This window comes from Pantoea sp. Fr-CA_6 (genome assembly GCF_024520895.1).
Classification (GTDB): Bacteria; Pseudomonadota; Gammaproteobacteria; order Enterobacterales; family Enterobacteriaceae; genus Pantoea; species Pantoea agglomerans.
Map to the genome: position 1 here is coordinate 376060 of NZ_JALNPO010000002.1, position 12644 is coordinate 388703.

14 protein-coding genes are annotated in these 12644 nt (G+C 55.4%); 11 read left to right on the forward strand and 3 right to left on the reverse strand.

The window, feature by feature from the left end:
- Positions 1-81 precede the first annotated feature (81 nt).
- Positions 82-1770, reverse strand: a complete 1689-nt coding sequence (locus tag NR201_RS04885) for an aspartate:alanine antiporter (RefSeq protein ID WP_010254410.1) — start codon at positions 1768-1770, stop codon at positions 82-84.
- Positions 1771-2028: 258 nt separating this feature from the next.
- Between NR201_RS04885 and ybjM the strand changes: the two genes are divergently transcribed.
- Positions 2029-2394: an inner membrane protein YbjM gene (gene ybjM, locus NR201_RS04890; protein WP_010254412.1), complete on the forward strand. Its 366-nt coding sequence runs from the start codon at positions 2029-2031 to the stop codon at positions 2392-2394.
- Between the two features lie 88 nt (positions 2395-2482).
- On the opposite strand, the gene NR201_RS04895 is transcribed toward ybjM, so the two are convergent.
- A complete protein-coding gene (locus NR201_RS04895) occupies positions 2483-2746 on the reverse strand; it encodes a GrxA family glutaredoxin (RefSeq protein WP_010254413.1) in 264 nt (87 codons plus the stop codon).
- A 255-nt stretch (positions 2747-3001) separates the two neighbouring features.
- Between NR201_RS04895 and NR201_RS04900 the strand changes: the two genes are divergently transcribed.
- From NR201_RS04900 to rlmC, 10 genes are all read left to right on the forward strand, one after another.
- The gene (locus NR201_RS04900; RefSeq protein WP_010254414.1) at positions 3002-3253 is read left to right on the forward strand and encodes a DUF1418 family protein; all 252 of its coding nucleotides are present in this window, start codon (positions 3002-3004) and stop codon (positions 3251-3253) included.
- Positions 3254-3269: 16 nt separating this feature from the next.
- Positions 3270-3992 (forward strand): oxygen-insensitive NADPH nitroreductase, encoded by a 723-nt coding sequence (nfsA, locus tag NR201_RS04905; RefSeq protein ID WP_050679485.1) that lies wholly within the window; start codon positions 3270-3272, stop codon positions 3990-3992.
- Positions 3993-4012: 20 nt separating this feature from the next.
- A complete protein-coding gene (gene rimK / locus NR201_RS04910; RefSeq protein WP_256849430.1) occupies positions 4013-4915 on the forward strand; it encodes a 30S ribosomal protein S6--L-glutamate ligase in 903 nt (300 codons plus the stop codon).
- An 87-nt stretch (positions 4916-5002) separates the two neighbouring features.
- Positions 5003-5482, forward strand: coding sequence for a YbjN domain-containing protein (locus NR201_RS04915; protein WP_022625960.1), 480 nt, complete (start codon positions 5003-5005; stop codon positions 5480-5482).
- A gap of 387 nt (positions 5483-5869) precedes the next feature.
- Positions 5870-6979, forward strand: a complete 1110-nt coding sequence (gene potF / locus NR201_RS04920) for a spermidine/putrescine ABC transporter substrate-binding protein PotF (protein ID WP_010254418.1) — start codon at positions 5870-5872, stop codon at positions 6977-6979.
- A 122-nt stretch (positions 6980-7101) separates the two neighbouring features.
- Positions 7102-8235 carry a putrescine ABC transporter ATP-binding subunit PotG gene (potG, locus tag NR201_RS04925; RefSeq protein WP_010254420.1) on the forward strand — a complete coding sequence of 378 codons (1134 nt, stop codon included), beginning with the start codon at positions 7102-7104 and terminating at the stop codon, positions 8233-8235.
- 9 nt (positions 8236-8244) lie between these two features.
- Positions 8245-9207 (forward strand): putrescine ABC transporter permease PotH, encoded by a 963-nt coding sequence (gene potH / locus NR201_RS04930; RefSeq protein ID WP_010254421.1) that lies wholly within the window; start codon positions 8245-8247, stop codon positions 9205-9207.
- Positions 9204-10049 (forward strand): putrescine ABC transporter permease PotI, encoded by an 846-nt coding sequence (potI, locus tag NR201_RS04935; RefSeq protein ID WP_124889818.1) that lies wholly within the window; start codon positions 9204-9206, stop codon positions 10047-10049. Before potH ends, potI begins: the two co-directional genes overlap by 4 nt.
- A gap of 75 nt (positions 10050-10124) precedes the next feature.
- Entirely contained in the window at positions 10125-10592 is a 468-nt protein-coding gene (locus tag NR201_RS04940; RefSeq protein WP_010254423.1) for a YbjO family protein, read from the forward strand.
- 41 nt (positions 10593-10633) lie between these two features.
- A complete protein-coding gene (rlmC, locus tag NR201_RS04945; RefSeq protein ID WP_256849431.1) occupies positions 10634-11824 on the forward strand; it encodes a 23S rRNA (uracil(747)-C(5))-methyltransferase RlmC in 1191 nt (396 codons plus the stop codon).
- On the opposite strand, the gene NR201_RS04950 is transcribed toward rlmC, so the two are convergent.
- Entirely contained in the window at positions 11803-12534 is a 732-nt protein-coding gene (locus NR201_RS04950; protein WP_256849432.1) for an arginine ABC transporter substrate-binding protein, read from the reverse strand. The genes rlmC and NR201_RS04950 overlap by 22 nt on opposite strands.
- Positions 12535-12644: the final 110 nt, after the last annotated feature.

A 12644-nucleotide genomic window follows, 5' to 3' on the forward strand; every position in this document is an offset into this window, starting at 1 on the left:
TTTGGGGATTTCAAAGAAAAGCAGTGGCACTTATTATGACTATCCCTTAACAATAAAGTTCTGGACGCAGGCAAAAAAATTTTATAAGGGCAATATCGGCCAGATAATCACAATCAGCGTTCCAGCCAGCGTCAGCAACACGTTGGCGATGGCATAGGTCCCGGCATAGCCCAGCGCCGGAATATTGCTGCGTGCCGTATCACTGATGATCTCCATGGCCGGTGCGCAGGTACGTGCGCCCATGATGGCGCCAAACAGCAGGGCGCGGTTCATCCGCAACACATAAGCACCAAACAGATAGCAGATGATCACCGGAATCAGGCTGACCAGCAGGCCGCACAGCAGCATCAGCGCACCATCGCTGCTCAGGCCGTGATTAATGCCGCTACCGGCACTCAATCCCACTCCCGCCATAAACACCATCAGACCGAACTCTTTCACCATAGTGAGCGCGCCCTGCGGAATATAACCAAAGGTTGGATGGTTGGCGCGCAGGAAGCCGAGCATGATACCGGCGAACAGCAGGCCCGCGGCGTTACCAATACCAAAACTGAAATTGCTGAACTGGAAGGTGATCAGACCAATCATCAGACCCACGATAAAGAAGGCGCAGAAGGCTAAAAGATCGGTCATCTGACTGTGAATCGCGATAAAGCCAATGCGATCCGCAACGCTTTTCACTCGTCGTGCCTCGCCGCTGACCTGCAGCACATCACCTTTGTTCAGCATGATACTGTCATCGATCGGCATCTCAATCTGACTGCGTATCACCCGGTTCAGGAAGCAGCCGTGATCGGTGAGGTTTAACTTGCTGAGGCGTTTGTTTACCGCATTGTGGTTTTTCACCACGATCTCTTCAGTGACGATGCGCATATCCAGCAGGTCGCGGTCAAAGACCTCTTTGCCGTTGCGGAAGCTGGGGTCGAGCCGGGCGTGAGCATCGGGATAGCCCACCAGCGAGATATCATCACCGAGCTGTAACACCGCATCGCCATCGGGACTGGCGAGAATACCGTTGCGGCGGATGCGCTCAATGTAGCAACCGGTCTGACGATAGATACCCAGTTCGCGCAGGTTTTTGCCGCCGCTCCATGCCACCAGTTCCGGACCGACGCGATAGGCGCGGATCACCGGCAGGAAAACTTTGCGCTGGCTGTCCGCATCCAGACCGCGTTCCCGGGCGATCTGCTGAGCGCAGGTGGGCAGATCCTGATGTTGCAGACGGGGCAGATAACGTGCGCCGAAAATCAGACTGACCAGGCCTATCAGATAGGTCACGGCATAACCGAGGCTCAGCTGATCCTGCATCAGTCCAAGCTGTTTCGGATCGCTGATGCTTTGCCGCAGGGTATCGCCCGCCCCGACCAGCACCGGCGTTGAGGTCATCGACCCGGCCAGCATGCCGGCGGTGAGACCGATATCCCAGCCAAAGAGTTTGCCCAATCCCAGCGCCAGCAACAGTGCGCTGACCACCATGACGATGGCGAGCATGAAATAGTTTTTGCCGTCGCGAAAGAAAATGGAAAAAAAGTTGGGACCGGCTTCGACGCCGACACAAAAAATAAACAGCATAAAGCCCAGACTCAATGCATCGGTATTGATCGTAAAGTGCTGCTGGCCTAATAAGAGCGAAACCACTAATACGCCAATCGAATTTCCCAGCTGAACCGAGCCCAGACGCAACTTACCCAGACAGAGGCCGAGCGCTAAAACGACAAACAATAACAAAATGTCATTTCCGCTTAACAATCCTGCGACGTTAATATTCACTGTTTAACTTCTTGTTTACATGTAACCTATTGAAGAGTAGCCTGTTTTTCGCTATCGTGAGCAGGCCGTTGAGGTGCTGTTGCATCAGTACTGCAAATGGAACCTTTACCGCGGCGCTATTCTAATCACAAATATCTTTCACAGCCATTGGCTGTTTTCATTCGTTGCCACAGCGAACTGTTTCTTTTTATTTCCATCTGAACGCATCAGGGTTATCAGCAGGTTATTGTCGGGGTTACTTTTAATCAGTGGGGTGGTATGCCGCAGCGTTCTTATCTCTGGACTACCCGCCTGTGCGGCGTGGTGTTGTATAGTCTGGTGTTTGTCTTTACCTGTCATTTCTGGCAGGTCGGTCCCGGCCCGCTTCGTGGTCAGCCCGAATTACTGCTCTTTATGTTGCCCGGTATTGTGATGGCATTGGTGCAGGTGGAGAGCCCGCTAAAAAGCACCCTGCTGATGGGGCTATGGGGAACGTTACTGGCAGCACTGCTGTTAAACAGCAGCCTGTTTATCCACAGCAATGCACTTTTTGTGGTCGCATGGAGCCTCAGCGCGCTGTTCTGGGCAGGCTGCGGGGCTTTGCTGGTACGGTTGATGCAGATAGTGATGGCCTCACTCAATTAAACAGTGTTGGGCGATGGATGACCGGCAGAGCGCAAAAAAGGCGAGACAGGAAAACCTGGCTCGCCTTTTTCATTCCGGGTATCAGCGCTTACGCGGCAAATCCCAGATTCTCTTTGGTCCAGGCCGCAAACTCGGTGTAGCCACCGATATGTTTTTCGTCGACGAAAATCTGTGGCACGGTGCTAACCGGTTTACCGGCGCTCGCTTCCAGGTCGGCTTTAGTAATGCCTTCTGCGTTAATATCGACATACTGGTAGCTAAAATCATCACGTTCAGCGGTTAGTTTGTCGGCCAGTTCATGGGCGCGCACACAGTAGGGACAGCCCGGACGACCAAAAATAACAGCAATCATTGAGAACTCCTTGCAGCGACTATTATGTGATGTGTATCACACAATGAAACAGAGAATGGCAACCATGATGCCCGCTCGTATCGCTTAAGGAAAGCAGGATTTGCCTGTTAGTCTGATGCCCGCACGCTATCGCTGCCCGGTCAGGATGCCTCTGAATCAGAGGCTTTTTCGCGCCGGCAGCCCATGTATCTCGCGCAATTTTTGGGTTGTTGACCATAATTGACGCTCAGTCAGCCGCTAAGGCAGGAGGATATCATGCAGAGTGTAGCCAGATTACCCCGGTTTGTGGTGGTGCTGGAGGCGGCTGGCGGCCTGTTAATCGTGGCCGCGCTGCTGCTGATCAACCACTGGCTTCCGCTGCCAGACAAGGCGGATGTAAAAACGCTGGCCACTGTGCTGTTTATTGCTGGCGTGGTTCTGATGCTGCCTGCTGCCTGGCTGTTAATGTGGCGCACCGCGAAAGCGATAGCACCACAGCTGTTTAATCAAACTGACAAAAAAAGATAATATTGCTGGAGACTTTATGACACCGACCATTGATTTACTGTGCAGCCATCGTTCAATCCGCGCCTTTACTGACCAGCCGGTCAGCGAAGCACAGCGTGAAGCGATTATTACTGCGGCGCAATCGGCGTCCACATCCAGTTTTTTACAGTGTTCTTCCATTATCCGTATCACCGACAAAGCCCTGCGCGACAAGCTGGTGACGCTGACGGGGGGACAGACCTGGGTCGCGGATGCGCCTGAGTTCTGGATCTTCTGCGCTGACTTTAATCGCCACCTGCAGATTTGCCCAGATGCGCAGCTGGGTCGTGCCGAGCAGTTGCTGCTGGGCTGCGTCGATACCGCGCTGATGGGTCAGAATGCCATGGTCGCAGCGGAATCGCTGGATCTGGGCGGCGTCTTTATCGGCGGAATCCGTAACAGTATCGTGGAAGTAACCGAACTGCTGGGCCTGCCGAAATTTGTTCTGCCGTTGTTTGGTTTTTGCCTGGGCCATCCGGAGTCAAAGCCGGACGTCAAACCGCGTATGCCGCACGCGATGCTGGTGCATGAGAACCGCTATCAGCCGCTGGATCCGGCGGTACTGGCCGAATACGATAGCCGCACAGAGCTCTATTATCAGCAGCGCGGCAGCAACCAGCGTAGCGAAACCTGGAGTGAGCTGATCCAGCGCCTGATCATTAAAGAGACGCGTCCGTTTATGCTCGATTATCTGCATCAGCAGGGCTGGGCCACGCGTTAAGCCAGTAAGGGAGAGCAGCGATGAAGATAGCTATCCTGTCACGTGATGAGACGCTCTACTCCAGTCGGCGACTGCGTGAGGAGGCCGCCGCGCGCGGCCACCAGGTCCGGATCCTCGATCCGCTCTCCTGCTATATGAATATTAATCCCGCCTCACCGGCGGTTCACTACTGTGGTGAACCGCTGGGCCATTTTGATGCGGTTATCCCGCGCATCGGCAACCCTATCACTTTTTATGGCACGGCCGTGCTGCGACAGTTTGAGATGTGCGGCAGTTATCCGCTGAATGAGTCCGCCGCCATTACCCGCACCCGTGACAAATTGCGCTCGCTGCAGCTGCTGGCACGGGAAGGCATCGACATGCCGGTCACCGGCTTTGCCTCCTCACCCGATGACACCGCTGATCTGATCGCCCTTGTCGGCGGTGCGCCGCTGGTGGTCAAGCTGGTGGAAGGTACTCAGGGCATTGGCGTGGTGCTGGCGGAAACGCGACAGGCGGCAGAGAGCGTCATCGATGCCTTTCGCGGCCTGAATGCCCATATTCTGGTGCAGGAGTTTATTAAAGAAGCGCAGGGTCGTGATGTTCGCTGTCTGGTGATTGGCAATCAGGTGGTGGCAGCGATTGAGCGGGTGGCGAAAGAGGGCGACTTTCGCTCTAATCTGCATCGCGGCGGCAAAGCTTATCCCGTCGTCATTACGCAACAGGAGCGCCAGATCGCCGTGAAAGCGGCGGCTACGCTCGGGCTGGAAGTGGCGGGCGTCGATATTCTGCGCGCCCATCGCGGCCCGCTGGTGATGGAAGTTAACGCCTCGCCCGGTCTTGAAGGCATTGAAACCAGCAGTGACCTTAACATCGCCGTCCTGATGATCGAACGGATTGAGCAGCAGGCCATCCCCGGGCTCCGTCCTAAAACCGCTGGCTGACACGCGCTTTTCAGCGGTTTTCATGGCATCGTCGCGCATTTTTCCGTAAGCTAAGTCGCCTGTTTATCACCCCACTGGGATTTTACGATGGATTCTCTTGTCGTTCCGGATATCGACCTGCTGCGTCGCTGGCTGGATCAGCAAAATATCACCTGGTTCGAATGCGATGCCTGTCAGGCACTTCATCTGCCGCACATGCAAAACTTCGATGGGGTGTTTGACGCCAAAATCGATCTGGTCGACAACGTCATTCTGTTTTCGGCGCTGGCTGAAGTGAAGCCGACGGCGCTGATTCCACTGGTTGGCGATTTGTCGCAGATCAATGCCAGTTCGCTGACGGTGAAAGCATTTATCGACATTCAGGATGATAATCTGCCGAAACTCATTGTCTGTCAGTCAATGATTACCACCGCCGGGTTAACCTTTGGTCAGTTCTCGCACTTTATGAAACAGAGTGAAGAGCAGATCTCCATGGTGATCCTGGAAGCCTTTGCCAACAATCTGTTGATCGTGGGCGAAGAAGAAGAGCACGTTCCGGTGACCAGCGTTCATTCTGTGCTGCACTAAGCCCGACATGGTCACACACTAAGCCGTCCCTGAGACGGCTTTTTTATGCCCGCCATCCGCTGCCGCGATAATTTTTTATTCTGCATTTTGCCCTTTAACGCCAGATATTAGTCGTGGTTTATGCCATCAAAGCCGAACCTCATAGCTCAAACATGCATAAAATATCGCTTTCAGGCGTTTTTTACGCTGGGGTCTGGTGAAGCCTGACCGGGGGGGCTATGCTTGCGGGGCTGTAACAGGCGCGTAACTGCGCCTCAGCTATAGGTTTTTGCTATTAAACTCCCGCTGAATAATGATTCATTGTGTCACTGACGTCTTGTACAGAACGCAATGCAGGGATCTCTGGTTTGCAGCGTTGTAATGACCCGCTCAGGAGGATGGAAAAATATGTTCAACTCACGTCAGAAATGGCTGTCAGCTGTGGTAGCTGCTGCGCTGATGGCCGCATCGGCCAGCAGCATGGCGGAAGATAAAACGCTGCACGTCTACAACTGGTCCGATTATATTTCGCCAGATACCGTGCCGAACTTTGAAAAGCAGTCCGGCATCAAAGTGGTCTACGATGTGTTTGACTCCAACGAAGTCCTGGAAGGCAAACTGATGGCGGGCAGCACCGGCTATGATGTGGTGGTGCCATCCTCCAGCTTCCTGGCGCGTCAGCTGCAGTCAGGGGTATTCCAGCCGCTGGATAAGAGCAAACTGCCTAACTACAAAAACCTCGATCCGGCGCTGATGGAAAAAGTGGCGCAGCACGATCCGGGTAACAAATATGCCATTCCTTATCTGTGGGGCACCACCGGTATCGGCTACAACGTCGACAAGGTCAAGGCCGCCCTGGGCGCCGATGCGCCGGTCAACAGCTGGGATCTGGTGCTGAAGCCGGAAAACCTGGAGAAGCTGAAAAGCTGCGGCGTCTCCTTCCTGGATGCGCCAGAAGAGATTTTCGCCACGGTGCTCAACTACCTGGGCAAAGATCCTAACACCTCTGATGCTAAAGAGTATTCGGGCGCGGCCACTGACCTGCTGCTGAAACTGCGTCCGAATATCCGCTACTTCCATTCGTCGCAGTACATCAACGATCTGGCCAACGGTAATATCTGCGTCGCCATTGGCTGGTCGGGCGATATTCTGCAGGCGAAAAACCGTGCTGATGCGGCGAAAAATGGCGTGCATCTGGGCTACAGCGTACCGAAAGAGGGCGCACTGGCCTTCTTCGATATGATGGCGATCCCGAAAGATGCAAAAAACCTCGATGGTGCTTACGCCTGGCTGAACTACATCATGGATCCGAAAGTGATTGCCGATGTCTCCAACAAAATGAACTACGCCAACGGCAACAAAGCGTCGCTGCCGCTGATCAATGCCGACGTCCGCAACAACCCGGGTATCTTCCCGACGCCAGAAGCGATGTCGAAATTGTTTGTGCTGAAAGTCCAGGATCCTAAACTGGATCGTGTGCGTACGCGCGCATGGACTAAAGTAAAAAGTGGTAAGTAATTCGTCCTTAACGGATTGACCTGTCATGTATCAGCAACAGAGGCGCGGTGTCGGCCTCTGTTGTGCCATTTTTAGCGGCAAATTTTGTCGCCATGTTCCGCCTGGCTCCGGAGAGAACCTTTGTGAACGATGCCATTCCCCGTCCTCAAAATAAAACCGCAAAGGCGTTAACGCCACTGCTGGAAATTCGCAATCTGACCAAATCCTTTGACGGGCAACACGCCGTGGATGATGTCAGCCTGACAATTTATAAAGGTGAGATCTTTGCCCTGCTGGGCGCATCGGGCTGTGGTAAATCAACGCTGCTGCGCATGCTGGCCGGTTTTGAGCCGCCAACCAGCGGGCAGATTGTGCTGGATGGCCAGGATCTGTCCCACGTTGCTCCCTATCAGCGCCCGATCAACATGATGTTCCAGTCCTACGCGCTGTTTCCCCACATGACGGTGGAGCAGAATATCGCCTTTGGTCTGAAACAGGATCGGCTGCCGAAAGGGGAGATCACCAGCCGGGTAGCTGAGATGCTGGCGCTGGTGCATATGCAGGAGTTTGCTAAACGCAAACCGCACCAGCTCTCCGGTGGTCAGCGTCAGCGTGTGGCGCTGGCCCGCAGCCTGGCGAAACGGCCAAAACTACTGCTGCTGGATGAGCCGATGGGGGCACTGGACAAGAAACTGCGCGACAGAATGCAGCTGGAAGTGGTCGATATTCTGGAGCGTGTTGGCGCTACCTGCGTGATGGTGACGCACGATCAGGAAGAGGCGATGACCATGGCGGGCCGTATCGCGATTATGAATCGCGGCAAGTTCGTACAGATTGGTGAACCGGAGGAGATCTACGAGCATCCTACCAGCCGCTACAGCGCGGAATTTATCGGTTCGGTTAACGTCTTCGAAGGCTTACTGCGTGAACGTCAGGCGGATGGCCTGGTGATCGACAGTCCCGGCCTGATGCATCCGCTGAAAGTCGACTCCGATGTCTCGGTGGTGGATAACGTTCCGGTCCATGTCGCACTGCGCCCGGAAAAAGTGATGTTGTGCGATGAGGTGCCTGCCGATGGCTGTAACTTTGCGGTGGGTGAAGTGGTCCACATCGCCTATCTCGGCGACCTCTCTATCTTCCATGTCCGTCTGCACAGCGGACAGATGATCAGCGCACAGTTGCAAAACGCGCATCGCTACCGCAAAGGGTTGCCGACCTGGGGTGATGAAGTCCGCCTCTGCTGGGAATGCGACAGCTGCGTGGTGTTGACGGTTTAAGGAGCGGCTATGAGCCAGATTTTCCAACGCGCCAAAGCGCCTGCCCGACTGGTCGGCACGCCGCTGCAACGCTGGGCCACGCGGATAAAAATGCAGCATGGCCGCAAGCTGGTGATCGCCTTGCCTTATGTCTGGCTGGTGCTGTTGTTTCTGCTGCCGTTTCTGACGGTGCTGAAGATCAGCTTCGCGGACATTGCGCGTGCGATTCCCCCCTACACCGAGCTGGTGAGCTGGGCTGATGACCAGTTCAGCATTGTGCTCAATTTCGGCAACTACCTGACGCTGACCGACGATCCGCTCTACGTCGATGCCTATCTGCAGTCGCTGAAAGTGGCGGCGATCTCCACGGTGATCTGTCTGCTGATTGGCTACCCGCTCGCCTGGGCCGTGGCGCACAGCAAGCCATCCATGCGCACCATTCTGCTGCTGCTGGTGATCCTGCCGTCGTGGACCTCATTTCTGGTGCGCGTCTACGCCTGGATGGGGCTGCTTAACAACAACGGTATCCTGAACCGGTTCCTGCTGTGGCTGGGGGTGATCGATCATCCGCTGGTGATCCTCTACACCAATACAGCGGTCTATATCGGTATCGTCTACTGCTATCTGCCGTTTATGGTGCTGCCAATCTACACCGCGCTGACCCGCATTGATTACTCGCTGGTGGAAGCCTCACTGGATCTGGGTGCGCGTCCGCTGAAGACCTTTTTCAGCGTGATTGTCCCGCTGACAAAAGGGGGCATTATCGCCGGATCGATGCTGGTGTTTATTCCGGCGGTGGGGGAGTACGTGATCCCTGAACTGCTGGGTGGCCCGGACAGCATCATGATTGGCCGTATCCTGTGGCAGGAGTTCTTTAACAACCGCGACTGGCCGGTGGCCTCCGCGCTGGCGGTTATCATTCTGCTGATCCTGATTCTGCCGATCATCTGGTTCCACAAGCATCAAAACCGTGAAATGGGAGAGAAGGCATGAATAATTTGCCAACCATTCGCTCACCCTGGCGTACCGGTATTCTGGTCTGCTGCTTCATGTTCCTCTATGCGCCGATGCTGTTGCTGGTGGTTTACTCCTTCAACAGCTCACCGCTGGTGACGGTGTGGGAGAGCTTCTCGTTCCACTGGTACAGGGTGCTCTTCCAGGACAGCGCGATGATTGACGCCGTTCTGCTGAGTCTGAGCATTGCCGGTCTCTCCGCCACCATGGCGGTGGTACTGGGCACGCTGGCGGCGGTGATTATCGTGCGCTTTGGTCGCTTCCGCGGCCACAACGGTTTTGCCTTTATGCTGACCGCGCCGCTGGTGATGCCCGACGTCATCACCGGTCTGTCGCTGCTGCTGCTGTTCGTGGCAATGGGTAACGCCTTTGGCTGGCCGAGTGAACGCGGCATGCTGACCATCTGGCTGGCCCACGTCACCTTCTGTACCGCCTATGTGGCCGTGGTGATCAACTCGCGTCTGCGTGAGCTGGACCGCTCCATCGAAGAGGCGGCGATGGATTTAGGCGCAACGCCGCTGAAGGTCTTTTTTGTGATTACCGTGCCCATGATTGCACCGGCTATTGTGACCGGCTGGCTGCTGGCGTTTACCCTGTCACTCGACGATCTGGTGATCGCCAGCTTTGTGACCGGGCCGGGTGCCACCACATTGCCGATGGCGATCTTCGCCACCGTGCGACGCGGCGTTAACCCGGAAATCAATGCGCTGGCTTCATTGATCCTGTTTGTGGTCGGTTTAGTGGGTTTTATCGCCTGGCGGGTGATGGCACACGAAGAAAAACAACGTTTAAGCGATATTCAGAAAGCTAAACGTGGCTGAAATCCGTAACCTTTGCCACTATATGAACGGGCCGGTCTGACCGGCCCGTTTTTCGATCAGGTGGAGTCACGGACTATGTCAGAAATCTTCAAAAGCAGTGCCACGCTTTCAATCGCGCCGGTTCCGGTGACGGTTGCGGGCATTGCTATTATTGCGACCCGCTGCCTGAGCGTCCTGATGCTGGCAAACGAGCTGGGTTACAGTGAACTCGCCAATTTTGTTCACCGCAGCGCCCAGTCCTGGGACGCGACACTCATCTTTGTCGCCAGCCAGTTGATCTTCCTGTTCGAACTGCGCTGCGCCTTTACCCTGATGCGCGGCAGTAACCGTGGACGCTGGGGCTATGTGGCGACGCAGGTGATTGTGCTCAGCTATATGCTGGTCGCCTCGCTGGGCTGGATCTACCCCGAGATTTTCAGCATTGATGGCGACAACAACGTCCAGATTATCCACCATACCCTGTCGCAGAAAATCCCCGATCTGCTGGTGCTCCTGCTGCTGTTTCTGCCTGCCAGCAGCCGCGCTTTTTTCAGGAAGCGATGATACAATCGCGCTCCGCCCGACCCGATCGTTAAGGCTTTACCATGCACTGCGCGCTTTATGACGCTAACCGTTGCCGCTCCTGTCAGTGGCTGGAAAAACCCTATCCCACTCAGCTGAACGACAAACAGTCGCTGCTGGAACAGTTACTGGCTGAGCAGCCGGTCGCTGCCTGGTTGCCGCCGGTCACCTCACCGCAGCAGGCATTTCGTAATAAAGCCAAAATGGTGGTGAGTGGCAGCGTAGAGCGTCCGGTGCTGGGTCTGAGCAAGCCGGATGGTGAAGCTGTTGATCTGTGTGATTGTCCGCTCTATCCCGCCAGCTTCCAGCCGGTTTTTGCTGCACTTAAGCCCTTTATCGCCCGTGCCGGACTGACGCCCTATAACGTGGCGCGCAAACGCGGCGAACTCAAATTCCTGCTGATAACCGAAAGCCAGCAGGGCGGCGTGATGCTGCGCTTTGTCCTGCGTTCAACCGCGAAACTGGAACAACTGCGCGCCGCATTGCCGTGGCTGCAACAGCAACTGCCGCAGCTGGCGGTGATCTCTGCCAATATTCAGCCGGTGCATATGGCGATTCTGGAGGGGGAAGAGGAGATTGCGCTGACGCCCGCGCAGTCGCTGGCAGAGAACTTCAACGGCGTGCCGCTGTGGATCCGCCCGCAAAGCTTCTTCCAGACCAACCCGCAGGTTGCCAGCGCACTCTATGCCACCGCGCGCGACTGGGTCAGGGCGCTGCCGGTCAACAGCATGTGGGATCTCTTCTGCGGCGTAGGCGGTTTTGGTCTGCACTGCGCGACAGCGGAGATGGAACTGACGGGCATTGAGATCAGCGCCGAGGCGATAAAATGCGCCCAGCGTTCCGCTGAGATGCTGGGGCTGGAAAAAGTGCAGTTTGCGGCGCTGGATTCTACGGCGTTTGCGACCGGACGCGATGCGGTGCCGCAGCTGGTGCTGGTTAATCCGCCGCGTCGTGGAATTGGTGAGGCGCTGTGCGACTATCTCAGCCAGATGGCCCCGGATTATCTGCTCTATTCAAGCTGTAATCCGCAGACCATGGCGCAGGATATTGCCCGACTGAGTGCCTATGAGGTGACGAAGGTGCAACTGTTCGATATGTTTCCCCACACCGCCCATTTTGAAGTGCTGACGCTGTTATCCCGCCGTCAGCACGCGTCCGGGAAAGCATCGGCAGAGGCAGCCGCAGCCGGTAATTACTCCGGGAACCACTTCTGATTAAGCTGCTGCCAGCTGCCGTTGGCTTTCAGTTCGTTCAGCGCCCGATTCAACTGATCGCGAAGCGCCGTATTGCCTTTACGCACGGCAATGCCGAGACCGGTGCCAAAGTAGTCCGCATCCGTGACATGTTCACCGACAGTGGCGAGATCCGCATTGGTCTTCAGCCACTGATTCACCACCGCGCTGTCGCCAAATACGCCATCCAGCCGGCCACTTTTCATATCCAGAATCGCATTCTGATAGCTGTCATAGGCCACCACTTTCACTTCCGGATGCTTATCCTGCAGGTACTTCTGGTGAGTGGTGCCGTTTTCCACGCCGATACGCTTGCCCTTAAGCTCAGCAAAGCTGCTGAACTGGCCTTTACGGGCGATCACGATGGCGGAGTTAGCGTAATAAGGCTGGGTAAAATCGACCTGCTTGCTGCGCTCAGTGGTGATATCCATGCCGGAAATCACCGCGTCATAGCGGCGGAACTTCAGTGACGGGATCAGGCTGTCGAAGGCATTGTTGGTAAAGGTACACTCCGCTTTCATCTGCTGGCACAGTGCTTTGGCCAGATCGATATCGAATCCCACCAGGTTATTTTCCCGATCCAGGGATTCAAACGGCGGATAAGTCGCGGAAGCGGCGAAGCGAATCTTTTCCGCTGCCTGGGCGGTAAGTGCCAGTGAAGCCAGCGCAGCGGCAACAATCCATTTTTTCATTTTATGATTCCTGTGATGTGGTCAGCCAGAGAAGGGGATACCCTGCCATAAAATGCATTTTTATGCAATTAGTGTGATTTTTCAGGCGAAAAGGGCGAGGAGCCTCGCCC

Excerpts from the sequence above, each read along its gene's own strand:
- ybjM (WP_010254412.1), top strand. The coding sequence starts at position 2,029 with ATGCCGCAGCGTTCTTATCTCTGGACTACCCGCCTGTGCGGCGTGGTG.
- NR201_RS04895 (WP_010254413.1), bottom strand. The coding sequence starts at position 2,746 with ATGATTGCTGTTATTTTTGGTCGTCCGGGCTGTCCCTACTGTGTGCGC.
- NR201_RS04900 (WP_010254414.1), top strand. The coding sequence starts at position 3,002 with ATGCAGAGTGTAGCCAGATTACCCCGGTTTGTGGTGGTGCTGGAGGCG.
- nfsA (WP_050679485.1), top strand. The coding sequence starts at position 3,270 with ATGACACCGACCATTGATTTACTGTGCAGCCATCGTTCAATCCGCGCC.
- rimK (WP_256849430.1), top strand. The coding sequence starts at position 4,013 with ATGAAGATAGCTATCCTGTCACGTGATGAGACGCTCTACTCCAGTCGG.
- NR201_RS04915 (WP_022625960.1), top strand. The coding sequence starts at position 5,003 with ATGGATTCTCTTGTCGTTCCGGATATCGACCTGCTGCGTCGCTGGCTG.
- potF (WP_010254418.1), top strand. The coding sequence starts at position 5,870 with ATGTTCAACTCACGTCAGAAATGGCTGTCAGCTGTGGTAGCTGCTGCG.
- potH (WP_010254421.1), top strand. The coding sequence starts at position 8,245 with ATGAGCCAGATTTTCCAACGCGCCAAAGCGCCTGCCCGACTGGTCGGC.
- potI (WP_124889818.1), top strand. The coding sequence starts at position 9,204 with ATGAATAATTTGCCAACCATTCGCTCACCCTGGCGTACCGGTATTCTG.
- NR201_RS04940 (WP_010254423.1), top strand. The coding sequence starts at position 10,125 with ATGTCAGAAATCTTCAAAAGCAGTGCCACGCTTTCAATCGCGCCGGTT.
- rlmC (WP_256849431.1), top strand. The coding sequence starts at position 10,634 with ATGCACTGCGCGCTTTATGACGCTAACCGTTGCCGCTCCTGTCAGTGG.
- NR201_RS04950 (WP_256849432.1), bottom strand. The coding sequence starts at position 12,534 with ATGAAAAAATGGATTGTTGCCGCTGCGCTGGCTTCACTGGCACTTACC.